The organism is Polaromonas aquatica (assembly GCF_042659145.1).
GTDB lineage: Bacteria > Pseudomonadota > Gammaproteobacteria > Burkholderiales > Burkholderiaceae_C > Polaromonas > Polaromonas aquatica.
The window spans coordinates 1,065,442-1,086,111 of the sequence record NZ_JBHSRS010000084.1 but is presented as its reverse complement, the minus strand read 5'-3'; the positions used below and the strand labels follow the sequence as shown (position 1 = coordinate 1,086,111).

Sequence of the window (20,670 nt, the reverse complement as noted above, 5' to 3'; positions counted from 1 at the left end):
GCTGTCAAAATCGGGGACGTATGAATAACACGTCCCCTTTTTCTTTTCTGCAATCCATTGCCAGCCGACTTCAGCCGCCCGCCTGGGTGGTGGATGAGGGCCAGCAGCGGTTGGTGCTTTTCCTGAACCATGTCCTCATGCAGGAAAAAGAAGCCCAGGACCGCCTCGCACGAAAAAAAGGCAATGTGCTCCATGTTCGCTGGGGCGTGTTTGCCATAGACCTCCTGATCACGCCCGCCGGCCTTTTTGACCGTGCTTCGCCTTCTGCCAAGCCGGACCTGCTGGTGGCCGTTGCTGCCGATTCACCGATCACGGTGGCGCAGTCGGTGCTGGCCGGCAAGCCGCCGCCGGTCAAGATCGAGGGCGATGTGCAACTGGCCGCCGAACTCGGCTGGCTGGCCGAAAACCTGCGCTGGGATGTGGAGGAAGATCTGTCCCGCGTGCTGGGCGACATTCCCGCGCATGCGCTGGCGGATGCGGGCCGGCGATTGCTTGAGGGCCTGAAACAGTTCCTGGCGATGCGCCCGGGTGCGCCTGCTGCTGCTTCTACGGTGCCTGCCGTGACGCCCGCACCTGATGCCGGCAAGGCTGCTACATGAGTCGGGTTTTCAGGGGGATATTCATTACCTGGACCGTGCTGCGTTTCGGTCTGGATGAGCTGGTGCTCTCCAGCTTTGAAAAACCGTGGATAAGGATGCTGACCCGCATCGTGTCCGTCGGCCGGAACCTGAAAGCGCCGCGCGGCGAGCGCCTGCGTGAGGCACTGGAGAGGCTGGGGCCGATATTCGTCAAATTCGGGCAGGTCATGTCCACACGCCGCGATTTGCTGCCTACGGATATCGCCAACGAACTGGCCAAGCTTCAGGACCGTGTGCCGCCCTTTGATTCCGCCGTGGCCATCGCCATCATCGAAAAGGCCTTTGGCCGGCCATTGGCGCAAATTTTTGCCACCTTTGAGTCCACGCCGGTGGCCAGCGCTTCCATCGCCCAGGTTCACTTTGCAACCCTGCCCAATGGACGTGAAGTCGCTGTCAAGGTGCTGCGCCCCAACATGCTGCCGGCGATTGAAAAAGACCTGGCCCTGATGCGCATGATGGCCGGATGGGTCGAAGGCGCCTCGGCCGACGGCAAGCGCCTGAAACCGCGCGAGGTGGTGGGTGAATTCGACAAATACCTGCATGACGAGCTGGACCTGCTGCGCGAAGCCGCCAACGCCGCCCAGTTGCGCCGCAACATGCAGGGTTTGGACCTGGTCATGATTCCCGAGATGGTCTGGGACTATTGCATGCCCGATGTCATGGTGATGCAGCGCATGTACGGCACGCCCATCGGCCAGATCCAGCGCCTGCTGGATGCCGGCGTGGACATGAAAAAACTGGCGCGTGACGGCGTCACGATCTTTTTTACCCAGGTATTTCGCGACGGGTTTTTCCATGCAGACATGCATCCCGGCAACATCCAGGTCAGCCTCGAACCGGCAACTTTCGGACGCTACATCTCGCTGGATTTCGGCATCGTCGGCACGCTGACCGAAAGCGACAAGGAATACCTGGCGCAGAATTTCAGCGCATTCTTCCAGCGTGACTACAAACGTGTGGCCGAGCTGCACATCGAGTCCGGCTGGGTGCCGCCCAGCACCCGCGTTGACGAGCTGGAAGCCGCGATCCGCGCCTGCTGCGAGCCGTATTTTGACCGGCCGCTCAAGGAAATATCGCTGGGCATGGTGCTGATGCGCCTGTTCCAGACCTCACGCCGTTTCCAGGTCGAAATCCAGCCCCAACTGGTCCTGTTACAAAAAACCCTGCTGAACATCGAAGGCCTGGGCCGCGAACTGGACCCCGACCTCGATTTGTGGAGCACGGCCAAGCCATTCCTTGAAAAATGGATGCTGGAGCAGGTCGGCCCCGAAAAACTGCTGGCCCAGCTCAAGGCCGAGGCACCGGCGTATGCCAAGCTGTTGCCGGGCTTGCCGCGCCTGCTGTCCCAGTACCTGAAGGACAGGCATGGTTCGAACAACCGTGAGCTGCTTGAGCTGCTGGTCGAGCAAAAACGCACCAACAAGCTGTTGCAAAGCCTGATTTATGGCGGTTTGGGCTTTGTACTGGGGCTGATCGCCATGCAGATGCTGCTCAGGGTCCGGGTTTTCTAGGGCGCTGCCGGCCCCGGCTCCCGGCTTGTTTATCCGGGCAACGCCTATAATTGAAGGCTTTGCATCCCGGCGCATGCCCGGGAAGCCTACACCCCGAAAAACTCTAGCACTATGCCAATCTACGCCTATAAATGCGAGTCCTGCGGGCATACCAAGGACGTTTTGCAAAAAATGTCGGATGCCCCACTGACCGATTGCCCGCAATGCGGCGCAGCCGCCTTTAAAAAGCAGGTCACTGCCGCGGGCTTCCAGCTCAAGGGCTCGGGCTGGTACGTCACCGATTTTCGTGGCGGTTCCTCAACCGGGGCCCCGGCCCCGTCCGGCCAGGGTGCGGATGCCGGAGGCGCCAAATCGGGTGATTCGGCAGCCTCGGCAACATCAAGCCCGCCGGCGACTGCTACGCCAGCCGCGGCGGCACCAGCTGCCGCGTCATCGCCCGCACCCGCAAGCAGCACGTCTTCGGCCGGCAAGGGCAGCAGCTGATGGCGGCCATCCGCAAATGGTTGCTGGCCGGCCTGCTGGTGTTGGTGCCCCTGGGCATCACGGTGTGGGTGCTGGACTGGGTTGTCGCCACGCTGGACCAGACGCTGCTGATTCTTCCCGGCTCCTGGCACCCCGACAAGCTGATCGGTTTTCACATCCCCGGCTTCGGCGTGTTGCTGGCCCTTTTCATCGTGTTGCTGATAGGCGCCATTGCCAGCAACTTCCTGGGCAAAAAACTGGTGAGCTGGTGGGACCTGCTGCTCAACCGCATCCCCATCGTCCGGTCGATCTACTCCAGCGTCAAGCAGGTATCCGACACCCTTTTTTCCGAGAACGGCAATGCCTTTCGCAAGGCCCTGCTGGTGCAGTGGCCGCGCGAAGGCGTCTGGACCATCGGTTTCCAGACCGGCACGCCCGGTGGCGATGTGGCCAACCACCTGCCGGGGGATTACCTCAGCGTTTACGTACCGACCACGCCCAACCCCACGGGCGGCTATTTTGTGATGCTCAGGCGTGAAGACTGCGTGGAACTGAAGATGAGTGTGGACGAGGCACTGACTTATGTGATTTCCATGGGCGTTGTGGTGCCCGGCAGCGCCGCCAACGCCAAAAACAACAAACTCCGATAACCTGCAGCGCACCGCGCTGCCCCGCCGTACAACCGGATTTACAAGCGAATTTATTATGTCCATGGCTTCCCAAATGCGTTCAAACTATTGCGGTCTGGTGACCGAGGCCCTGATGGGCCAAACCGTCAGCCTGTGCGGCTGGGTCAACCGCAGGCGCGACCATGGCGGCGTGATTTTTGTGGACCTGCGCGACCGCGAAGGTTACGTGCAGGTGGTGTGCGACCCGGACCGTGCCGACATGTTCAAAACCGCCGAAGGCGTGCGCAACGAGTTCTGCATCCAGGTCAAGGGCGTGGTCCGCGCGCGGCCTGAAGGCACGACCAACGACAGCCTGAAAAGCGGCAAGATCGAGGTCCTGTGCCACGAGATGACGGTGCTCAACCCCAGCGTGACGCCGCCGTTCCAGCTCGACGACGACAACCTGTCGGAGACCACGCGCCTGACACACCGGGTGCTGGACCTGCGCCGCCCCTACATGCAGAACAACCTGATGCTGCGTTACCGCGTGGCCATGGAAACCCGCAAGTTCCTGGACGCCAACGGTTTCATCGACATTGAAACCCCCATGCTGACCAAAAGCACGCCCGAAGGCGCGCGCGACTACCTGGTGCCCAGCCGCGTCAACGAAGGCATGTTCTTTGCGCTGCCGCAGAGCCCGCAGCTGTTCAAGCAGTTGTTGATGGTGGCGGGTTTTGACCGTTATTACCAGATCACCAAGTGCTTTCGCGACGAGGACTTGCGCGCCGACCGCCAGCCCGAATTCACGCAGATCGATATCGAGACCTCCTTCATGGGCGAGCAGGATATCCGCGACATGTTCCAGGGCATGATCAGCAACATCTTCAAGACGGTGCTGAACACCGACCTGGGCGAGTTCCCCGTCATGGCCTACAGCGATGCCATGCACCGCTTCGGCTCGGACAAACCCGACCTGCGCGTGAACCTTGAGTTCACGGAACTGACAGACATCATGGCGGATGTGGACTTCAAGGTGTTCAGCGCACCGGCCACCACACCCGGCGGCCGCGTGGTTGCCCTGCGTGTGCCGGGCGGTTCCGAGATGAGCCGCGGCGAGATCGACGGCTACACCGAGTTCGTCAAGATTTACGGTGCCAAGGGCCTGGCCTGGATCAAGGTCAACGACGTGAGCAAGGGCCGTGAAGGCCTGCAAAGCCCCATCGTCAAGAACATCCATGACGCCGCGATTGCCGAAATCCTCAAGCGCACGGGCGCCGCTGATGGCGACATTATTTTCTTCGGTGCCGACAAGTCCAGGATCGTCAACGACAGCATTGGCGCACTGCGCCTGAAAGTCGGCCACAGCGCCTTTGGCAAAAAGACCGGCCTCTTCACCACTGGCTGGAAACCACTCTGGGTGGTGGACTTCCCGATGTTCGAGTTTGATGAAGGCGGCCAGCGCTGGAGCGCCGTGCACCATCCCTTCACCGCGCCCAAGGACGGCCATGAAGACTGGATGGACACCGACCCGGGCAAGTGCATTGCCAAGGCTTATGACATGGTGCTCAACGGCTGGGAGCTCGGCGGCGGCTCCGTCCGTATCCACCGCGCAGAAGTGCAGAGCAAGGTGTTCAACGCGCTCAAGATCAGTCCCGAAGAAGCGCAGGAAAAGTTCGGCTTCCTGCTCGAAGCCCTGCAGTACGGCGCCCCACCGCACGGAGGCCTGGCTTTCGGCCTGGACCGCATCGTGACCATGATGACGGGCGCCGAGTCGATTCGTGATGTGATCGCCTTCCCGAAAACCCAGCGCGCGCAGGATTTGCTCACGCACGCGCCAGGCCCGGTGGACGAAAAGCAATTGCGCGAACTGCATATCCGCCTGCGCAATCCGCAACCTGCCTGACGGCAGCGGCGCCGTTTCAGCGCTGCCCCCGGGCAGTCGGCTGGCGGCGGGTCCCGTTGCGGTCTGGGTACAATTTTTCCGCATGAGCACTTTCATAGCCCTGTTGCGCGCCGTCAATGTCGGCGGGACGGGAAAACTCCTGATGAGTGATCTCAAGGCCCTGTGCGAGGACGCCGGATTTGAAAAGGTCCGCACCTACATCGCCAGCGGCAATGTTGTTTTTCACAGCGGGCGTTCGGCGGCCCAGGTAAAGGCCCTGCTGGAAGCCGGCCTCCAGGCCCATTGCGGCAAGCCGGTCGGAGTGCTGGTGCGGACGTCCGCTGAAATGGCCGCCGTCCTGGCGGCCAACCCGTTTCCGGCGGCAAAACCCAACCGGGTCATGGCCATTTTTCTGGATGCCACACCGCCCGCCAATGCGCTGGCGGCCATCACCGGGCAGAACGGGGAAGAGATAGCCCTGGGGCGCAGGGAGTTTTACGTCCACTATGGCGAGGGCATGGCCTCGTCCAGGCTGAAGATCCGTGCTGCCGAAGCGGGAACGGCACGCAACATGAACACCGTGGCCCGGCTGGTTGACATGGCGGAAGCGCTTTGAATCGCATGGGGATGCCTTGAACGCTTTCAAGATCCCCGAGTCGGTCCTGGTTGTCATTCACACGCCACAACTGGAGGTGTTGCTGATCGAGCGCACCGACAACCCCGGTTTCTGGCAGAGCGTGACAGGCTCCCGGGACACACCGGATGAACCCCTGCTGCAAACAGCCATGCGGGAGGTCATGGAAGAAACCGGCATCACTGCCGATGCCGGCCAGTTTGTGGACTGGGCTGTTTCCAATATTTATGAAATCTACCCAGCCTGGCGCCGGCGTTATGCGCCTGGCGTGACGCACAACACCGAGCATGTTTTCAGCCTGTGCGTGCCGCAGGGCACAAGCGTCCGGCTGAGCCCGCGCGAGCACACGGCCTGGCAGTGGTTGCCTTGCCTGGAGGCCGCGGACCTGTGTTTCTCGCCTTCCAATGCCGAGGCGCTTTTGATGCTGCCGAAGTTCATTGCCTAAACTGGGCGCATGAACATGTTTCAAAAGTCCCCGGGCCTGCGCTTGCTGCAGGGCGGGCGGGCTTACTTTCCGGCGCTCATCGAGGCGATTGACGAGGCGGTGGCCTGGGTGCAGTTTGAAACCTATATTTTTGATGTGCACGGGACTGGCACCGGTGTGGCCGAAGCCCTGCTGCGTGCGGCCGGCCGCGGCGTGACGGTGCAGGTCCTTGTCGATGGCATTGGCTCTGAAGCCCTGGCGCCCGAATGGCAGCAAAAAATCACCGATGCCGGCATACAGTGGTGTGTGTACTCGCCCCTTGGCACAGGTTTGGGTGGCCTGGGTTTGCTGATGCCGAACCGCTGGCGCAGGCTGCACAGAAAGCTGTGTGTGATTGACCAGCGCATTGTTTTTTGCGGCGGCATCAACGTGCTGGATGATTTTTATGACCCTTATTACGGTGAGCTGCAGGCCCCGCGTTTTGATTTTGCGGTTGCCGTGACGGGACCGCTGGCCGTGGAAGCGGCGGATGCCGCGGCCTTGCTGTGGTGGCGTGTGCAGGCGGGCTACAGTGCGCGCCAGAGCCACCTGGGCACAGCCTGGGAGAAGTTCAGGGCGGCCGGTTATGGCGGGCGCACCAGTGCGGCCAGGCTGGCCGGACCTGCGGGCGCAGGGCATGCAGTGACCACGCCGGGCACCAAGGCCGCGCTGGTCTTGCGTGACAACCTGCGTAACCGCAACAGCATTGAAAAGGCCTACCGCAGGGCCATAGGCAAGGCGCACCAGGAGATACTGATTGCCAATGCCTATTTTGTGCCGGGCGGAAAGCTGCGTCGCGCGCTGATCCGGGCGGCCCGGCGCGGCGTGCGGGTGACCTTGCTGCTGCAGGGCAAGTACGAGTATTTCATGCAGTACCATGCAGCGCGCCCCGTTTATGGCGCGCTGCTCAAGGCCGGCATCGAAATCCATGAATACGAAGCCAGCTTTCTGCATGCCAAGGTTGCCGTGATCGACGGGCACTGGGCCACGGTCGGCTCGTCAAACCTTGATCCGCTCAGCCTGCTGCTGGCACGCGAAGCCAATGTGGTGGTCGAAGACAAGGTGTTTGCCGGTGAACTGCGGGAGGCCCTGTGCGCCGCCATTGACGGCCATGGCCGCCGCCTTGATCCGTCGGCCTACAGCCATCGCCCCTTGCGCCAGCGTGTCCTGGACCAGCTGGCCTATGCCCTGATGCGCCTGGCGATTTTTGTGGCGGGCAAGCGCTATTGACGGTGCGGGTATCTGCGTTCGTGGCGGGATGTTGCATGGCATCGCTGCATTTGCTATTAAAGTGATAGCTGGTCGTGCTTATATACGGGCGGCCGGGGCCATAAATCCCTTTGAAAACCCGGGGGAAGCCTGTTTTGGGGTCAGACTGGTAATATCAAGGGATGCTTATGAAATCCGACACACCTTCACAGGGCACGACTGACGAAGGCACACCCGTGTCCGTCAAAATCCGCGAGCGTCTGGTCGCCGCGCGCAAGCGCTTCAACGCCAACGACAACATCGCGCAGTTCATTGAGCCCGGCGAGCTGGAAAAACTGCTCGACGAGGTGGCCGGCAAGATGCAGGGCGTGCTCGACAGCATGGTGATAGACACCGAGCGTGACCACAACACCCACAACACCGCACGCCGCGTAGCCAAGATGTACCTGCACGAGGCCTTCAAGGGCCGTTATGTGGAAGGACCCAGCATCACCGAATTCCCCAACGCCGAGCATCTGAATGAACTGATGATCGTCGGCCCCATCACCGTGCGCAGCGCCTGTTCGCACCACCTCTGCCCGGTGATCGGCAAGCTCTGGATAGGCGTTATGCCGAATGAACACACCAATGTCATTGGCTTGTCGAAATACGCACGCCTGGCCGAATGGATCATGGGCCGGCCGCAAATCCAGGAAGAGGCTGTGGTGCAACTGGCCGACCTGATCCAGGAGAAAACCTCCCCGGACGGCCTGGCCATCGTCATGGAGGCCTCGCACTATTGCATGGGCTGGCGCGGCGTCAAGGACCTGGACAGCAAGATGATCAATTCCGTCATGCGCGGCGTTTTCCTGAAAGACCCCAACCTGCGCCGTGAATTTTTATCCCTGATCCCGAAAAAGAGCAGTAACTAAGGACACATCATGTTGGTACGCCTTCTTTACGCCAGCCGCTCGGCCAATCCCACTTCCAGCGATATCACCGACGCCATCCTTGCGCAGTCGCGCAGCCACAACCAGACACTGGGCATCACCGGCATTCTTTGCTACGGCGACGGCGTGTTCCTGCAGGCGCTGGAGGGCGGGCGCGAGCAGGTCAGCGACCTGTACGGCCATATCCAGCGGGACCCGCGCCACAAGGACGTGGTGCTGTTGCATTACGAGGAAATCAGCGAGCGCCGTTTTTCCGGCTGGTCCATGGGCCAGGTCAATGTCAGCAAGATCAATGCATCAATTTTGCTGAAGTACTCGGAAAAGCCGGAGCTTGATCCCTACGCCGTCTCGGGCAAGGTATCGCTCGCGTTGCTGGAAGACCTGATGGCCACAGCCTCCATCTGCGGCCGCACCTGATCCTGTCCCGCCGCATTCCTGCATCAGTGCCTTGCGCACTGATGCGCCGCCTGTTTCTCTTCCCATGCCTTTTTCCGCCCTTGCCCTTGTTGTTCTTGCCGGACTGATCCACGCCAGCTGGAACATCGCAGCCAAAAAAGCCGGCGGCGACTCGCGCTTCGCCTTCTTCACCAGCATGACCATGATGCTGGTCTGGGCACCGGTGGGCCTGTGGGCTGCCTGGGGTGTGGTGCCCGGCTGGGGCTGGCGCGAATGGGCTTTTATCGTTGTCAGCGGCGTGCTGCATGTGCTGTATTACGTGGTCCTGCTGCGTGGTTATCGCAAGGCCGACCTGACGGTGGTGTACCCGCTGGCGCGCGGCTCTGGGCCCTTGCTGTCGTCTCTGGTGGCCATTGTCTTGCTTGGCGAGCAGATCTCCGCGCTGGGCCTGGCCGGCATTGCGGGTGTGGTGGTTGGCGTGTTCCTGATTGCCGGCGGCCCGGGCCTGCTGCGCGCAGCGCATGACCCCGCGCAGCGCAAGCGCGTGCACAAGGGCATGCTGTACGGCCTGCTCACCGGGGCCTTTATTGCCAGCTACACGGTGGTTGACGGTTACGCGGTGAAGTTCTTGCTGATGTCACCCATATTGCTGGACTACCTCGGCAACTTTGTACGTATTGCGCTGCTGGCGCCGTCGTTCCTGCGCGACAGGGCCGAGGGTCTTGCGCTGTGGCGCAAGCAATGGAAATACGCACTGCTGGTCGGCGCCATCAGCCCGGTGTCTTATGTGCTGGTACTGTACGCCATGCAGGAAGCACCGTTGTCGCACGTGGCGCCCGCGCGTGAAGTTTCCATGCTGTTTGCCGCGCTGATAGGCGGGCACCTGCTGGGCGAGGGTGATCGTGTGCAGCGTTTGTTCGGTGCGGTCTGCATCGCTGCGGGCGTGATGGGACTGGCCCTTGGCTGACCTGGCGAGGTTTCCATGAGCGAGGGCGTGGGCCTGCTGCTCGGCTGTGATTTTTCGAGCGCGCCCACACGCAAAAAACCGATTGTTTTAGCCCTCGGGTCCAGCAGTGGCGGGCGCGTCCAGCTATCAAAATTGCAGCAGGTCGATTCACTCGACGGTTTTGAAGCGTGGCTGCAGCAGCCCGCCGGCTGGATCGGTGCATTCGACTTTCCCTTTGGCCTGCCGCGCGAGCTGGTTTTGCACTTGGGCTGGCCCGGCGGCTGGCCGGCGTTGATGGCGCATTACGCGGGCCTGAGCCGCGCTGATATCCGCAGTACCTTTGCCGCATTCTGCGATGCACGGCCCGTGGGCGGCAAATTTGCGCACCGTGCCACGGACGGGCCGGCCGGTGCCAGTCCGTCCATGAAATGGGTCAATCCACCGGTGGCCTACATGCTGCATGCGGGCGTGCCGCGCCTGCTGGCCGCCGGCGTGTACCTGCCGGGGCTGCATGAAGGTGACCACACACGTGTCGCGCTGGAAGGCTATCCCGGTTTGCTGGCGCGCGAGATTCTGGGCCAGCGTTCCTATAAAAGCGACGACAAGGCCAAACAGACGCCAGAGCGCCTGATTGCCCGCAAGGACCTGATCACCGCGCTGGAGCATGGCCAGACCCGCCTCAAGCTGCGGCTCAAGCTCACCCATGCGCAGCGAGACCGGTTGGTGGACGACGCCAGCGGCGACAGCCTGGATGCCGTTTTGTGCCTGATGCAGGCAGCGTGGGCGCAAGAAAGGCATGCTCAGGGCGTAAGCTGTTATGGCCTGCCCGCCGACGTGGACCCGCTGGAAGGCTGGATCATTACCGCCTGATGCGGGGGGCATGATTTTTGAAACGAAAAATGCTTCAGGCCAAAGAGAGGTGCGTGCAATCAGCTATTGAATTGATAGCGTTTGCGGCGTGGCGCCTGAAGGTTTTCCATCGGCTTGCGCTACTGCTTGTGCTGCTGCTGTCGTTTCATGGCCTGGCCGGCGCCCGGCCTGCCCAGCAACACCAGTCAGGCGTGGTGACCCGTGTGGTGGATGGCGACACGTTCTGGGTACGGACGCCTGCCGGAGGCAAGCCCCTGAAAGTCCGCATCATGGGCATTGATGCGCCTGAAATCTGCCAGCCGGGCGGGCGCGGTGCGCGTGAGGCGCTCAGGCAGCGGGTACTCGGGCAAACAGTCAGCATCTCATATCAAAGGCGTGATGACTATGGCCGGGTACTGGCAACCGTAAGCTGGCAGGGCCAGGACATCGGCCGTTGGATGGTCAGCCATGGCCATGCATGGTCTTACAGCTACCGCAGAAACCCCGGGCCATACGCCGCCGAGCAATCGCAGGCAATGGCAGCCCGGCGCGGGCTGTTTGCCCTGGGCGCAGCGGAAAACCCGCGCGACTTCCGAAAACGCCACGGAAACTGCCATTCAGGGACCTGACAAGCGAGCCTTGTCCTACAGGAAAAGCGGTCTCCACTGATCGCATGTTTTGTGTCCCTGCCTTAAATTGAAATCACTGGCTGTCGTGGCCTGACGGTATTGGTCAAAGCACCCAATGCCGATTCGATTTTTAACCCTTAAAGGACATCGCATGAACAAGGATCAGGTTAAAGGCCGCGTGGAGCAAACCGTCGGCAAGGTCAAGGAACTGGCTGGCAAGGTAGCGGGCAACGACAAGTTGCAAGCGGAGGGACTGGCTGGACAGGTCAAGGGAAAAGTACAGGCCGTTTATGGCGATACCAAGGAAGACGCCAAAGACAAGGCCCAAAAGCTGATCAACAAGATCTGAGGCGATGACCGCCTGAACGCATTCATTTTTCAGTCATTAATTCCAGGAGTTTTTCATGAAAACAAACACACCATTTATTTCGCACAGGCCCGCCCTGGTCCTGACAACGGCATGCTCCCTTGCATTGCTGCTCGCCTTGGGGGCCTGCGGCAAAAAGGACGAGGGCCAGTCGGTCGGCCAACAGCTGGATTCAGCCGTGGCCAAAACCGAGCAGGCGGCGATCGAGGCAAAAGCCAAAGCCGAGTCATCCATGGCCAAGGCCGGTGCATCCGTAAAGGAAGAGGCGCAAAAGGCCGAGGTGAGCGGGCAAAAGGCGGCTGATTCGGTTGCCGGTAGCGTGGATGACATGGCCATCACGGCATCCATTTCTGCGGCATTTGCCAAAGACAGCGACCTGAGTGCCATCAGGATTGATGTTGATACCAAAAACGGCAACGTGACCCTGAGCGGCCCCGCGCCAACCGCAAGTGCACGGGACAAGGCCACTGCCATTGCCAAAGGCATCAAGGGCGTGAGCTCGGTCGACAACAAGCTGATGGTCAAGGCAAGCTAGTTTTTACGGCCCGGCAGAGGACGTGCCTCCATATGGAGGCTTTTTTTTGCGTGGAGAGTTTTCCTTTCCATACGCAAGCAGAAACGTCCGCACAGGGACAGACGAGAAAAAAGCAGGCACCGGTTTAAAACCGGTGCCTGCTTTTTTACCAGGCCTTGAGCCTGGCGCTTTAAGGTCGAGAAGACCTCAGCTGGGGTCAGGGACGAATGACGATGTCGTTACGTACCGCACGAACGTTTTTGACGCCTCGCGCAAGGGCTTCAGCCTGTGCCTTTTCAGCACCGGACTTGGCAAAGCCGGACAGCTGGACTGTGCCGTTCAGCGTTTCAACGCTGATGGACATTGCCGAGACTGTTTTGTCTTCAACAAATTTTGCCTTGACGGCCGTGGTGATCGCCGCATCATCCACGTAGGCACCTGCTGTTTCCTGACCACGCCCAACGGCGCAACCTGTTGTAGACAGAATCGTGATGCCGGCCAGGGCGGCAAATGCAATTGCGCGAGCGTATTTCATATTATTTCCTTAAGTAGTGAGTTCAGTCAGTGCTGTAGTTAAAAAGCCTGCGGATCAGTCGCACCACGCTGATCAACCGGTGGTTATAAAGGGACAGGGATCAATCCTCGAGCCAGTCCTTGAGCTCGTCGGCATGTTCTTCTTCGTCGGCAAGGATGTCTTCCAGCATTCTGCGAGTGGTTGTGTCCTTGTCCCCAATCAGCTGGATCATCTGGTGGTAGGTCTCTATCGCGACGCGCTCGGCAATCAGGTTGACGCGTACCATGGTCTTCAGGTCGTTTGAGTCGTCGTAGTCCGCGTGGCTGCGCTCCAGAAGCGTGCCCGGCGAGAAATCCGGCTCGCCGCCCAACTGCACTATCCGCCTTGCGATGCGGTCGGCGTGCGCCGACTCTTCATTGGCGTGCACCAGGAATTCCTCGGCGATCTTGGGTGACGACAAGCCGCTGGCCATGAAGTGGTGGCGCTTGTAGCGCAGGACACAAACCAGTTCGGTGGCCAGGGAGTCGTTGAGCAGCTTGATGATGGCGTTGCGGTGTGGCCCGTAAGCCGGGGTGATCGCGCCGTCGTCCAGGCTTTTCCTGGCGGCAGTCAGGCCCTTCTGATCAAGGGAAAATTCACTGGAAAGAGTAGTCGTTTTTGTCATGGGGTTTCCCTTGGGTTATCCGGGTCTTGAGAGTGAGAGGAACTGGACAGCATCGAAAGCACGATGCCCGAGAGGTCCGAGGACTTCATCGTTGCCAGCAATATGCCGCCCAGCGATACCAGGCGCCATGGTTTGAGCAGCACGGCTGCGGCACCAATGCCGGCGGCGGCACCAAGCAACCTGACCGGATGTTCCCTGGCATATTCCGCAACAACAGGCCGGGCAACATCCAGTGCAATATTGGCGGGGTGATGTTGCCACCAGGCCCGCAGGGCGCGCTGGACGAGCTGCAAAGGACCATACGCGCTGCTGCCTTGTTCGTCGCTTGCATCGCCAGGTGCCCGGCTTGCGTTGTCATGCCCGGGCGTTTCGTTCCGGTTCATATGCCGGACGATGGCTTTGCGGCTGATGGCAAGCCGCTCCTGTGGCGTGAGGGGCAGGGCAGAGGGCATATATGGGCCTTCTTCAGGTAGCTGCACGCAAAGCTTGAACGTCGCTGTCGATCTGCGCTTTCAGTTCGGGAAAACGCTCACTCCTGAAGGGCCTCCTGGCCCGAAAGAAAGCAATTATCCCAAGCAGCAATGCGAAGCCGGGCACGGCGACCAGCACCCAATGGAACTGGTTGTGCAGGACGCCCAGCATCAATGCCGTGCCTGCCAGCCCCAAGAATACAACGCCGCAAAGAACCACTAGTACCCAGGCCACGGCCCTGGCCAGCCACTCCGCACCTGCTGCACTGGCTTCCTCCTGAAACAGCGCCGCGTAAGCCGCGACATGGTCCGCGACAAGGTCGGGCCTTTGTATGAGCGTTGAGAACAGAGGGTGCAGCATGACGGGACTGGATGTTCTGTTGATCAGTAGCGATTGCGGTTGCGTGTGCGTGCAGACGAAATCAGCAAGGCCACGCCGGCACCGACGGCGGCTGCTATCAGGACTGAACGCAAGGGTTGCTCCGCCACGTAACGGGTGGTGGCGCCCGCAGCACGGCTGAGGGATTGCTGCGCGCGGTCCTTGGCTTCGGCCGCGATGTCCAGGCTTTGCCGTGCAAGTTTTTGGGCCTTGGATGCCAACATGTCGACGACGGGATCTACGTTGCCACGCAACTCACGAACCTTGTCTTCGGCCTTGTCCAGCGCATCGTTGGCGTAACTACGTGTGGAGTCCACCGCATGGCTGGCGCTCTGCAGTAGTTCGTCGGAGGCATGCCGCAAGGTGGGCGCGGCATCTTGGGCGATTTTGGAGGCAATAGTACTCATGACAGGTCCTTGTTGGGTTGAAACGGTTGATGAAATGGGAGTGCCGGCGGTTTTGATGTGCGATCGCGCGGCCGGGCGCGGGAACGCGGGAGCTGTGTGTATTGCGGTATCAGTTTTTCCTGAGCAGGCTGACTACAAAACTGACGACGGCCATGATGGCAAAAATGAAGAAAAGAATTTTGGCGATTTCAACGGCGCCTGCCGCGATGCCGCCAAAACCGAAGACGGCGGCAATCAATGCGATCACCAGAAAAATGACGGAATAGTGCAACATCGGTAGTTCCTTGCTGGCCTGGTTGGTATCGGGTGATGCTTCCCTGGAAACATCTTTTCAACACATGCTGCAAGGTTAATGAAGACGCCGGATTTCCCTCATCGGCAGTGGTGCCGCCCCCTTGTCAGGACTATGGGTGGCGGGCTGTAGGAGGGGGCTGACAGTTTGTTACGCTCGGTAAAGCGCCCATGGATGCGGCCATGCCGGCGCCGCAAACCCCTGAATCATGAACAGGCCCTCAGGAGGGCGAGGAGGGTGCCTTGGGCAGCACGGCCGTGATCTGGGTGCCGGTGCCTTTGGTGCTGGCTACGGTGAGTCGGCCTCCGGCTGCTTCCACGCGGTGGCGCATGCCCGACAAGCCGTGGCTGGTGGGGCCGACGCTTGCTGTGTCAAAGCCCTTGCCGTTGTCATGCACTTCCACGGTGATGTAGCTGCCCATGTTTTGCAGGCTGACAACGGCCTGGCTTGCCTCGGCATACTTCCCGATGTTGGTGAGCGACTCCTGGACCAGCCGGTACACCGTCAATTGAGCCGATCCGCCGAGTTCAACGTTTTCAAGGTCGGTGGTGATGGACAGCCCGGAGCGTTCTTCAAATTCGCGGGCCAGGATTTCAAGCGAGGCCACCAAGCCAAGATGGGATAGGGAAGAGGGGCGCAAGTCTTCCACGATACGGCGTTTCAGGGCGATGCCGCTGTTCAGCGTGTTGGTCAGGTGCGCCAAGCGGTCTGTTGCTTCCGGCAGGCTGCCGGCCAGCCGGGACTTGAGCCGGGCGACATCGAGCTTGGCTGCAGTCAGCAGTGCCCCGAGTTCATCGTGCAATTCGCGCGCGAGATGGCCGCGCTCATCTTCGCGGACGTTTTGCAAATGGGTGGCCAGCTCGGCCAGGTTGGCGGTACGCTCGCGAACCTGCAGGTCAAGCTGGTCCCGCTCCCTCTGCAGCGATTCCTTCTCGCGTTCTCCCGACCTGAACAGGGCCTGTGTCTGCAGCAGGTACATATAAAAGGCCAGCAACCCGGCAAGTGCCATGATGGCTACCCCCGCGCGGGACAGCTGCAGCGTTTTCTTGATCTGCTCTTGCCCCTGCACCATCCGGCTGCTGCTGCTGGAGGCGAGCGCGGCCGCCTGTTTGCGGATGGCTTCCATATGCTCCTGGCCGACGTTTGTGGTCAGGACAAATTTCCAGGCGTCCTCGTTGCCTTCCTTGCGCATGCGGACACTGAGATCCATTTCGGCCATCTTGCTCGAGATATGCTGTGACATGGACGCGTACTCCGCCATCTGGTCCTTGTAGGGGGCAAACAATTGCCTCAGGACATCAAGATTGGGGTTGATTTCTGCGGTGGCTGCGTTGTAGGGTTCCAGGTAGCGCTCGTCACCTGTCAGAAGATAGCCTCGTTGTCCTGTTTCCGCATCCAGCACGTGCCGCATCAATGCATTGAGCGAGTCGCGGGTTTGCTGTGCCTGCTCTATATTGGCCGTGGCCGCTGTGGACTCGCGAAAACTGATTTCGTTGATGAAGATCAGGATGGCGGCGGCCAGCACTGCCAGGGGCAGGCTGATGGCCATTTTGGGTAGTGCAAAATTTTTCATGGCAAGATCCGTTGAATACGCTTTTGCGTTTCGTCAATAATAGGTATCGACGACCAATGCGGACGGCCGGTACGGCCGACCCTTTTTTTATTACGTTTGCCTGTAAATGCAAGCCTTCCCTGAAAGATTGCAACATGATCAAAATTGGAATTGTGGATGACCACGCCATCGTGCGTTCGGGGCTCAGGCAGTTTTTCTCCGACCAGGTCGATTTGCGGGTTGTAGGCGAAGCCGGCAGCGGCCGCGAAGCCATTGACCTTGTGCGCAACGTCGAGCTGGACATTCTGGTCATGGACCTGTCCATGCCGGGGCAAAGCGGGATTGATGCGCTGGCCATGATCCGGGCCAAGGCGCCCGATGTGGGCATTCTTATCCTGAGCGGCTACCCTGAAGAGCATTACGCCGTCAACCTGATCCGGCAGGGCGCCAGCGGTTACCTCAACAAGGAGTGCGACCCGTCGGAGATCGTGGATGCCATCCGTGTGATCTCCCTGGGCAAACGCTACATCACGCCGACGGTTGCTGAACTGCTGGCGCAGCAGCTGAACCGGCCCAACGACATGGCATCGCACGAACAATTGTCGGAACGGGAGTTTCAGGTTTTCCTCAAGCTGGCCAAGGGGGAAACGGCTGGCGATATCGCCAAAGCGCTTTCGCTGAGCGTAAAAACTGTAAGCACCTACAGGACGCGTGTAATGGAAAAAATGAGCCTGGCGTCCAACAGCGACCTCACCTACTACGCGCTCAAGAACAAGTTGATCGACTGATTTCAGTCGCGGTTCAGGCCGCATTCAGGCGCTGGCGTCGCTGTGCTGGATACAGTAGTCCACCAGCGCGTCAATTTCGTTGGACTTGTCGAATACCGCGTCAACGCCCAGCTGGGCGCAGCGCTGGCGGATGTCTGCCGTGGCGTAGTTGCTGAGAACCACCACCTTCTGCGATGCCTTGCGGTGCTGGCACGCTGCCAGCACGCCCAGTCCGCTCCCCTGCTTTAAAAACAGGTCAATGATGGCCAGATTCCATTCTTCGGGGTTGCCGTTCAGCCACTCCTTGCCTTCGTTTTCAGTGTCTGCCGTGCCTACGGTATCAACACTGGCAAGTTCTTCAAGCGTCGCAATCAGGTTTTCGCGTATGGTGGGATTGTCTTCGACGATATAGGTTTTCAGTCTCACGGCGCGGGTCCAGGTAGGGCAGGTATTGCTTTCGGCAGGGAGCAAAAGTAGGCGGGTCAATGGACGGGAAACATGTGGGCACGATTTGTTTCCCAATGTATCTTTGCCCCAAGGCTGATTCTGCCAGTATCAGGACCTGCTGCATGTAGGAAGTTTCCTACCTCTGCGTGTAGGCGTGCGCCCACGTACATGTGTGGCGTAGTGCCCTTGCCCAATCTGCTGTCCGGGCAGATAGTTGGAGCCATGTCTTTCCAAGCTCCTGCCGGTCGTGGCGCCATGCCTCGCTCCCTTGTTTTCCGCCGTGTAACCGTGAGCCTGCTTGTTGTGCTGCTTGCGATGGTGCTGCTGCTCCTGTTTTTTCCCTGGGATGTCCTGCGTGGCCCGATCAACAGTTATGTGTCCGGCCAGCTTGGGCGCCGCTTTGAAATTACCCGGCACCTGTCGGTTAGTCTGGGCAGGACGACCACTGTAAGGGCCGAGGGGCTGGAGTTTGCCAACCCGGCGTGGGCCAGGGAGCCGTACCTGGTCAAGGCGACTGCCGCCGAGTTTGACATCCGCCTGTGGCCCTTGCTGCGCGGCAAGGTCGATTTGCCGCGCATTTCCCTGATTGAGCCGCAGATCGGCCTGCAGATGGAGCCGGACGGGCGCCGGACCTGGGCGCTTTCACGGGACACGGCCGATAGCGCAGCAGTGCCGAACATTGGCTCCCTGACTGTAGACCGGGGCACGCTCAAATACCAGGCATCAGGGCAGGGGGCCGACATGACGGCGCAGTTTTCCATTGCCGCCGAGGCGGGCACGCCATCAGGATCATCAGTGACATTGCCGTTGGGCTACAAAGTGACTGGCAAATGGAAAAACGAAGCTTTCACCGCGAGCGGTCGTACGGGCGGTGTGCTGCAGTTGAGCAAGGACTTAAAAGAGTCCTTTCCGCTGGAGATCAATGCGGTGGCAGGCAAGACCACGCTGAAGGCCAAGGGCTCGATTGAAAACCTCCAGGAACTGACCGGACTGGATGCGACGTTTGACCTGCAGGGCAGAAACCTTGAGGAACTGTACAAACTGGCGGGTATCGTGTTGCCCTCCACGCCGCCCTATAAGTTGCGCGGCAAACTGGACAAGCATGGCAAGGTATGGGCCGCCAGTCAGATACAGGGCGTTCTTGGCAGCTCTGACCTGAGCGGGAACCTTAACTTTGACACTTCCGGCGAGGTCGCTTTGCTGACCGGAGAAGTCCGCTCGAAACTTCTGGATTTTGAGGACTTGCGGCCGGTGATCGGGCTGCCCGTCAGTCCTCCTGCTATGGCCGCCAGTGTCCCTGGCAAATCAGCTGCGACCGCTGCAAGGCTCAAAAAACCGGACCAGGCCAACGCATCGCGCAAGGTCTTGCCTACGGCCACGCTGGACCTGGTGCGGCTCAAGGCCATGAATGCGGATGTGACCTACAGCGCGGCTGATATCCGCCATGTGGAACAGCTGCCGCTCGACAGGGGCAGCGTGCACGTCAAGCTGGTCAACGGCGTTTTGCAGCTTGATCCGATTGCGCTGGGCGTGGCGGGTGGATCCCTGGCCGGACGTATCAGGGTCGATGTCAATGTGGAACCCGCTGCTTTCGAAACCAGACTGGACCTGCGCGCGGTTCAGTTGAACCGGCTGTTCCCCACCATTCAGACAACCAAGAGCAGCCTTGGAAAAATCAGCGGCCAGGTCAACCTGACGGGACGCGGCAATTCTGCTGCCGGGATGCTGGGCTCCGCCTCGGGCGACGTTGCCGTGCTGATGGGCAAGGGTGAACTCAGCAACATCCTGCTGGAGTTCATGGGCCTGGACGGGGGCGAGATCATCAAGTTTCTTGTGCGTGGCGACCGCAACGTCAAGCTTCTTTGCTCGGCGGCGGCGTTTGAGGTCAAGCAGGGCCTGATGAGCAGCAAGGTTATTGTGCTCGATACCACGGACACCGTCCTCAACGGGAGCGGCCAGATCAGCCTGGCCAACGAAACCCTGGACATCACATTGCATCCCCAGCCCAAGGACCACAGCATCCTGAGCTTTCGTTCGCCGCTCAGGATAGCTGGTACTTTTGCTTCGCCTTCCGCAGGGCCTGACAAGCTTGCGCTTGCCGGGCGTGCGGGCCTGACGCTGGCGCTGGGCGTGATCAATCCCTTGTTGGCGCTCGCGGCGACATTTGAAACCGGGCCCGGGCAGGATGCAGATTGCCGGCGCGCACTGGCGCTGGCGGTGGACCCGAAAGCAAAAGCACAACCAGCCACAACGCCTGCGGCCGGGCCTGCCAGGCCGGCAGTGAAGCCGCCCATGGGATTACCACGCGCACGTCCCTCCGATCAGCTTGCCGGATAGCCGGGAGCACAGCCCGAAGAGGCGTTCAGCACGAACCGCAAACGCCGCAGGCTGCATTGCGCGACATTTTGATTTCGCTCCACGACATGCTGCGTCCGTCCAGCATCAACAGGCGACCCGTGAGCGGCTCACCCACGCCGCATAGCAGCTTGAGGGCCTCGGCGGCCTGGACGCTGCCAATGATGCCTACCAGCGGCGCAAACACGCCCATGGTGGCGCATTGTGTTTCCTCAAACTGTGCCGTCTCGGGGAACACACAGGCATAGCAGGGGGACAGCGCCTGGCGTGGGTCATAAACGGACACCTGCCCGTCAAAGCGGATGGCGGCGCCCGATACCAGCGGCTTGCGATGTTTGACGGATGCGCGATTGATGGCATGTCGCGTGGCGAAGTTGTCGCTGCAGTCCAGTACGACGTCGGCTTGCTGCACCAGCGTGTCCAGCAGCGCATCGTCTGCCCGCGTGGTGACCGTGGTGACCTGGACATCGGGGTTGAGGTCGGCGATGGCCTGCCTTATCGACTCTGCCTTGAGCTCGCCCACGCCGGACAGCTTGTGGGCAATTTGCCGCTGCAGGTTGGTGGCATCAACCCGGTCATCGTCAACAATGGTCAGCCTGGCAACGCCTGCACTGCCCAGGTAAAGGGCCACAGGCGAACCAAGACCGCCGGCACCCACGATGAGGGCGCGTGAGGCCAGCAGTTTTTCCTGCCCCTCTATGCCCAGTTCATCGAGAAGGATATGCCGCGAATAACGCAGCAGCTGCGAATCGTTCATGGGACATCGGGCCTAGACCCCAAAAATCC

26 protein-coding genes are annotated in these 20,670 nt (G+C 60.4%); 17 read left to right on the top strand and 9 right to left on the bottom strand.

Annotation, left to right across the window (positions count from 1 at the left end; all coding sequences use genetic code 11):
* The first annotated feature begins 20 nt into the window (after window positions 1-20).
* The 15 genes from ACFQND_RS26405 to ACFQND_RS26335 all read left to right on the top strand — a co-directional run bounded on the left by ACFQND_RS26405 (window position 21) and on the right by ACFQND_RS26335 (window position 12,058).
* Window positions 21-599 (top strand): hypothetical protein, encoded by a 579-nt coding sequence (locus ACFQND_RS26405; RefSeq protein WP_371434948.1) that lies wholly within the window; start codon window positions 21-23, stop codon window positions 597-599.
* Entirely contained in the window at window positions 596-2,149 is a 1,554-nt protein-coding gene (gene ubiB, locus ACFQND_RS26400; RefSeq protein WP_371434949.1) for a ubiquinone biosynthesis regulatory protein kinase UbiB, read from the top strand. The genes ACFQND_RS26405 and ubiB overlap by 4 nt, the downstream gene beginning before the upstream one ends.
* 111 nt (window positions 2,150-2,260) lie before the next feature.
* Window positions 2,261-2,632 (top strand): FmdB family zinc ribbon protein, encoded by a 372-nt coding sequence (locus tag ACFQND_RS26395; RefSeq protein WP_371434950.1) that lies wholly within the window; start codon window positions 2,261-2,263, stop codon window positions 2,630-2,632.
* A complete protein-coding gene (locus tag ACFQND_RS26390; protein WP_371434951.1) occupies window positions 2,632-3,261 on the top strand; it encodes a DUF502 domain-containing protein in 630 nt (209 codons plus the stop codon). Before ACFQND_RS26395 ends, ACFQND_RS26390 begins: the two co-directional genes overlap by 1 nt.
* Window positions 3,262-3,316: 55 nt before the next feature.
* Window positions 3,317-5,122: an aspartate--tRNA ligase gene (gene aspS, locus ACFQND_RS26385; RefSeq protein ID WP_371434952.1), complete on the top strand. Its 1,806-nt coding sequence runs from the start codon at window positions 3,317-3,319 to the stop codon at window positions 5,120-5,122.
* An 82-nt stretch (window positions 5,123-5,204) separates the two neighbouring features.
* Window positions 5,205-5,717 carry a DUF1697 domain-containing protein gene (locus tag ACFQND_RS26380; RefSeq protein WP_371434953.1) on the top strand — a complete coding sequence of 171 codons (513 nt, stop codon included), beginning with the start codon at window positions 5,205-5,207 and terminating at the stop codon, window positions 5,715-5,717.
* Between the two features lie 16 nt (window positions 5,718-5,733).
* On the top strand, window positions 5,734-6,180 hold the full coding sequence (nudB, locus tag ACFQND_RS26375) for a dihydroneopterin triphosphate diphosphatase (protein ID WP_371434954.1): 447 nt from the start codon (window positions 5,734-5,736) through the stop codon (window positions 6,178-6,180).
* Window positions 6,181-6,195: 15 nt separating this feature from the next.
* On the top strand, window positions 6,196-7,428 hold the full coding sequence (gene clsB / locus ACFQND_RS26370; RefSeq protein WP_377415119.1) for a cardiolipin synthase ClsB: 1,233 nt from the start codon (window positions 6,196-6,198) through the stop codon (window positions 7,426-7,428).
* Window positions 7,429-7,589: 161 nt separating this feature from the next.
* On the top strand, window positions 7,590-8,318 hold the full coding sequence (folE, locus tag ACFQND_RS26365) for a GTP cyclohydrolase I (protein WP_371434956.1): 729 nt from the start codon (window positions 7,590-7,592) through the stop codon (window positions 8,316-8,318).
* A gap of 9 nt (window positions 8,319-8,327) precedes the next feature.
* A complete protein-coding gene (locus tag ACFQND_RS26360; protein ID WP_371434957.1) occupies window positions 8,328-8,753 on the top strand; it encodes a BLUF domain-containing protein in 426 nt (141 codons plus the stop codon).
* Between the two features lie 64 nt (window positions 8,754-8,817).
* On the top strand, window positions 8,818-9,699 hold the full coding sequence (locus ACFQND_RS26355) for a DMT family transporter (RefSeq protein WP_371434958.1): 882 nt from the start codon (window positions 8,818-8,820) through the stop codon (window positions 9,697-9,699).
* Between the two features lie 15 nt (window positions 9,700-9,714).
* On the top strand, window positions 9,715-10,548 hold the full coding sequence (locus ACFQND_RS26350) for a DUF429 domain-containing protein (RefSeq protein ID WP_371434959.1): 834 nt from the start codon (window positions 9,715-9,717) through the stop codon (window positions 10,546-10,548).
* A gap of 53 nt (window positions 10,549-10,601) precedes the next feature.
* Window positions 10,602-11,156, top strand: coding sequence for a thermonuclease family protein (locus ACFQND_RS26345; protein WP_371434960.1), 555 nt, complete (start codon window positions 10,602-10,604; stop codon window positions 11,154-11,156).
* A 151-nt stretch (window positions 11,157-11,307) separates the two neighbouring features.
* Window positions 11,308-11,505 carry a CsbD family protein gene (locus tag ACFQND_RS26340; protein WP_371434961.1) on the top strand — a complete coding sequence of 66 codons (198 nt, stop codon included), beginning with the start codon at window positions 11,308-11,310 and terminating at the stop codon, window positions 11,503-11,505.
* 55 nt (window positions 11,506-11,560) lie between these two features.
* Complete coding sequence (locus tag ACFQND_RS26335; protein WP_371434962.1) at window positions 11,561-12,058, top strand: BON domain-containing protein; 498 nt, start codon at window positions 11,561-11,563, stop codon at window positions 12,056-12,058.
* Window positions 12,059-12,254: 196 nt separating this feature from the next.
* Here ACFQND_RS26335 and ACFQND_RS26330 read toward each other — a convergent pair whose 3' ends face one another.
* The 7 genes from ACFQND_RS26330 to ACFQND_RS26300 form a co-directional block, all read right to left on the bottom strand.
* Window positions 12,255-12,572: a BON domain-containing protein gene (locus tag ACFQND_RS26330; protein WP_371434963.1), complete on the bottom strand. Its 318-nt coding sequence runs from the start codon at window positions 12,570-12,572 to the stop codon at window positions 12,255-12,257.
* A gap of 100 nt (window positions 12,573-12,672) precedes the next feature.
* Window positions 12,673-13,215 (bottom strand): ferritin-like domain-containing protein, encoded by a 543-nt coding sequence (locus ACFQND_RS26325; RefSeq protein WP_371434964.1) that lies wholly within the window; start codon window positions 13,213-13,215, stop codon window positions 12,673-12,675.
* The gene (locus tag ACFQND_RS26320) at window positions 13,212-13,667 is read right to left on the bottom strand and encodes a hypothetical protein (RefSeq protein ID WP_371434965.1); all 456 of its coding nucleotides are present in this window, start codon (window positions 13,665-13,667) and stop codon (window positions 13,212-13,214) included. Before ACFQND_RS26320 ends, ACFQND_RS26325 begins: the two co-directional genes overlap by 4 nt.
* Before the next feature lie 13 nt (window positions 13,668-13,680).
* Window positions 13,681-14,046: a hypothetical protein gene (locus ACFQND_RS26315; RefSeq protein ID WP_371434966.1), complete on the bottom strand. Its 366-nt coding sequence runs from the start codon at window positions 14,044-14,046 to the stop codon at window positions 13,681-13,683.
* A gap of 23 nt (window positions 14,047-14,069) precedes the next feature.
* Entirely contained in the window at window positions 14,070-14,471 is a 402-nt protein-coding gene (locus tag ACFQND_RS26310; protein WP_371434967.1) for a hypothetical protein, read from the bottom strand.
* Between the two features lie 109 nt (window positions 14,472-14,580).
* The gene (locus tag ACFQND_RS26305; protein ID WP_371434968.1) at window positions 14,581-14,745 is read right to left on the bottom strand and encodes a DUF1328 domain-containing protein; all 165 of its coding nucleotides are present in this window, start codon (window positions 14,743-14,745) and stop codon (window positions 14,581-14,583) included.
* 238 nt (window positions 14,746-14,983) lie between these two features.
* Entirely contained in the window at window positions 14,984-16,336 is a 1,353-nt protein-coding gene (locus ACFQND_RS26300; protein WP_371434969.1) for a sensor histidine kinase, read from the bottom strand.
* Between the two features lie 134 nt (window positions 16,337-16,470).
* Here ACFQND_RS26300 and ACFQND_RS26295 point away from each other — a divergent pair, with 134 nt between their 5' ends.
* Window positions 16,471-17,103 carry a response regulator gene (locus ACFQND_RS26295; RefSeq protein ID WP_371434970.1) on the top strand — a complete coding sequence of 211 codons (633 nt, stop codon included), beginning with the start codon at window positions 16,471-16,473 and terminating at the stop codon, window positions 17,101-17,103.
* 24 nt (window positions 17,104-17,127) lie between these two features.
* Here ACFQND_RS26295 and ACFQND_RS26290 read toward each other — a convergent pair whose 3' ends face one another.
* Window positions 17,128-17,508: a response regulator gene (locus ACFQND_RS26290; RefSeq protein ID WP_371434971.1), complete on the bottom strand. Its 381-nt coding sequence runs from the start codon at window positions 17,506-17,508 to the stop codon at window positions 17,128-17,130.
* A 309-nt stretch (window positions 17,509-17,817) separates the two neighbouring features.
* Here ACFQND_RS26290 and ACFQND_RS26285 point away from each other — a divergent pair, with 309 nt between their 5' ends.
* Window positions 17,818-19,866 (top strand): AsmA family protein, encoded by a 2,049-nt coding sequence (locus ACFQND_RS26285; protein ID WP_377415113.1) that lies wholly within the window; start codon window positions 17,818-17,820, stop codon window positions 19,864-19,866.
* Window positions 19,867-19,891: 25 nt separating this feature from the next.
* On the opposite strand, the gene ACFQND_RS26280 is transcribed toward ACFQND_RS26285, so the two are convergent.
* Window positions 19,892-20,641: a HesA/MoeB/ThiF family protein gene (locus ACFQND_RS26280; RefSeq protein WP_371434973.1), complete on the bottom strand. Its 750-nt coding sequence runs from the start codon at window positions 20,639-20,641 to the stop codon at window positions 19,892-19,894.
* Window positions 20,642-20,670: the final 29 nt, after the last annotated feature.

Excerpts from the sequence above, each read along its gene's own strand:
- ACFQND_RS26335 (WP_371434962.1), top strand. The coding sequence starts at position 11,561 with ATGAAAACAAACACACCATTTATTTCGCACAGGCCCGCCCTGGTCCTG.
- ACFQND_RS26350 (WP_371434959.1), top strand. The coding sequence starts at position 9,715 with ATGAGCGAGGGCGTGGGCCTGCTGCTCGGCTGTGATTTTTCGAGCGCG.
- ACFQND_RS26315 (WP_371434966.1), bottom strand. The coding sequence starts at position 14,046 with ATGCTGCACCCTCTGTTCTCAACGCTCATACAAAGGCCCGACCTTGTC.
- ACFQND_RS26380 (WP_371434953.1), top strand. The coding sequence starts at position 5,205 with ATGAGCACTTTCATAGCCCTGTTGCGCGCCGTCAATGTCGGCGGGACG.
- ACFQND_RS26330 (WP_371434963.1), bottom strand. The coding sequence starts at position 12,572 with ATGAAATACGCTCGCGCAATTGCATTTGCCGCCCTGGCCGGCATCACG.
- ACFQND_RS26340 (WP_371434961.1), top strand. The coding sequence starts at position 11,308 with ATGAACAAGGATCAGGTTAAAGGCCGCGTGGAGCAAACCGTCGGCAAG.
- ACFQND_RS26310 (WP_371434967.1), bottom strand. The coding sequence starts at position 14,471 with ATGAGTACTATTGCCTCCAAAATCGCCCAAGATGCCGCGCCCACCTTG.
- ACFQND_RS26395 (WP_371434950.1), top strand. The coding sequence starts at position 2,261 with ATGCCAATCTACGCCTATAAATGCGAGTCCTGCGGGCATACCAAGGAC.
- ubiB (WP_371434949.1), top strand. The coding sequence starts at position 596 with ATGAGTCGGGTTTTCAGGGGGATATTCATTACCTGGACCGTGCTGCGT.
- ACFQND_RS26320 (WP_371434965.1), bottom strand. The coding sequence starts at position 13,667 with ATGCCCTCTGCCCTGCCCCTCACGCCACAGGAGCGGCTTGCCATCAGC.
- ACFQND_RS26405 (WP_371434948.1), top strand. The coding sequence starts at position 21 with ATGAATAACACGTCCCCTTTTTCTTTTCTGCAATCCATTGCCAGCCGA.
- aspS (WP_371434952.1), top strand. The coding sequence starts at position 3,317 with ATGTCCATGGCTTCCCAAATGCGTTCAAACTATTGCGGTCTGGTGACC.
- ACFQND_RS26295 (WP_371434970.1), top strand. The coding sequence starts at position 16,471 with ATGATCAAAATTGGAATTGTGGATGACCACGCCATCGTGCGTTCGGGG.
- ACFQND_RS26305 (WP_371434968.1), bottom strand. The coding sequence starts at position 14,745 with ATGTTGCACTATTCCGTCATTTTTCTGGTGATCGCATTGATTGCCGCC.
- folE (WP_371434956.1), top strand. The coding sequence starts at position 7,590 with ATGCTTATGAAATCCGACACACCTTCACAGGGCACGACTGACGAAGGC.
- ACFQND_RS26300 (WP_371434969.1), bottom strand. The coding sequence starts at position 16,336 with ATGAAAAATTTTGCACTACCCAAAATGGCCATCAGCCTGCCCCTGGCA.
- ACFQND_RS26325 (WP_371434964.1), bottom strand. The coding sequence starts at position 13,215 with ATGACAAAAACGACTACTCTTTCCAGTGAATTTTCCCTTGATCAGAAG.
- ACFQND_RS26355 (WP_371434958.1), top strand. The coding sequence starts at position 8,818 with ATGCCTTTTTCCGCCCTTGCCCTTGTTGTTCTTGCCGGACTGATCCAC.
- ACFQND_RS26360 (WP_371434957.1), top strand. The coding sequence starts at position 8,328 with ATGTTGGTACGCCTTCTTTACGCCAGCCGCTCGGCCAATCCCACTTCC.
- ACFQND_RS26390 (WP_371434951.1), top strand. The coding sequence starts at position 2,632 with ATGGCGGCCATCCGCAAATGGTTGCTGGCCGGCCTGCTGGTGTTGGTG.
- ACFQND_RS26280 (WP_371434973.1), bottom strand. The coding sequence starts at position 20,641 with ATGAACGATTCGCAGCTGCTGCGTTATTCGCGGCATATCCTTCTCGAT.
- clsB (WP_377415119.1), top strand. The coding sequence starts at position 6,196 with ATGTTTCAAAAGTCCCCGGGCCTGCGCTTGCTGCAGGGCGGGCGGGCT.